At 45.2% G+C, this 1,377-nt stretch carries 1 protein-coding gene; it reads left to right on the top strand.

The genetic code is table 11. From position 1 onward, the window contains the following. The coding region (gene tnpC, locus QUA25_RS29185; RefSeq protein WP_445242265.1) for an IS66 family transposase at positions 1 to 1,369 on the top strand (1,369 nt) is incomplete at its 5' end. Between the last annotated feature and the right edge of the window lie 8 nt (positions 1,370 to 1,377).

Here is a 1,377-nt window from a genome sequence, read left to right as displayed (position 1 = left end):
CCAACAGAAGCTGATTGAAAAATTACAACTCCAGCTCGAAAAGCTCCAAGAGAGACAGCCTAGCAATAGCAAAACATCATCGAAACCCCCATCAAGCGATCTGATACAGAAATCAGAGACAGCCAAAGTTGACAACTCAAAAGAGTCAGAGTCCGAGCCAAAGCGCAAACCAGGAGGACAGCCGGGACATATCGGCAAAACCCGAAAAGGATTTGGGCGAGTAGATAGATATCAAATCAGCACTCCTGACTCTTGCGAGCATTGTGGTAGCAGAGAATTAAGTGATGCGATCGGTTATAGCAAGCAGCAGGTAGCCTGCTTAGTTGCCTTACCTATTGAAGTGGTGGAATATCGACGAGTCAAATGTCAATGTCAGGAATGTGGAGCAATAGTAATCGGCTCACCAGCATCCGGGATAGTTCCAGGACAAGACTTAAGCATCAACCTACAAGCATTATTGAGCTGGTTAGGTAATTATGGACACATATCCTATGAAAAACAACAAGAATTTCTGCACGAACTAGGTGGAATTGAAATTGGGATCGGGACATTACAAGCAACAAATGCGCGGGTAGCTGATGCTGTCAAACCCGCCGTTGAAGCCTTATGGCAATGGGCACCATTACAAGCTAACGTCCATGTCGATGAAACTCCGTGGTGTGTCAAGGGAGTCAAAGAATGGTTGTGGACAGCTACGGGTCAAGATTTTTGCCTGTTTCATGCTGCGGATACTCGGAGTAGAGCCGAATTAGAGACGATGCTGGGGCATGAATTTGCTGGTGTGTTGAGTTCCGATGATTTTAGCGTATATAACGGTGTGATCGTGGGAGCGCAGCAGAAATGTTTAGCCCATTTACGGCGACATTTTAAGAAAGTTCTGCAAATCGGCCACGGTAACAATGCTGTCGTCGCAGAGGCATTTTTGGAATTAATTGATGAGGCATTTCGACAACATCAAAAATGGCGGGAACACCCCCAAGAGATTGATTATCAGACTTGGGCGAGGGACTTTAAGACCAAGCTGGAAAAATTGTTAAATACTTGGCAAGGTCATGTGGGTCATGCTGCCGGATTGTTATTGCGCTCGTTGCGTGATAAAGCGCAACAGTGGTGGTACTTTTTAGACCATCCGGAAATTCCCCCTGATAATAATTTGGCAGAACGTTCTTTGCGATTAGCCGTGACTAAACGTAAGGTATCTGGGGGTTCCCGGTCAATGTCTCGGTTTGAACAAACTGCTGATTTGTTATCTGTGATTCAGACTTGTCGGTTTCAGGGTAAAAGCGCAATGGCTTTTTTCCGTGATGCTATATCTGCCCATTCTTGTAACTTTTTTATGCCTTCTCTTATTCCTCAATCACAGACCTGAATCCTTAC

The sequence above is a fragment of the Microcoleus sp. Pol17C6 genome (assembly GCF_036701145.1).
Classification (GTDB): Bacteria; Cyanobacteriota; Cyanobacteriia; order Cyanobacteriales; family Microcoleaceae; genus Microcoleus.
The sequence above is the reverse complement of the archived record's forward strand: the minus strand, read 5'-3'. Positions and strand labels throughout refer to the sequence as shown.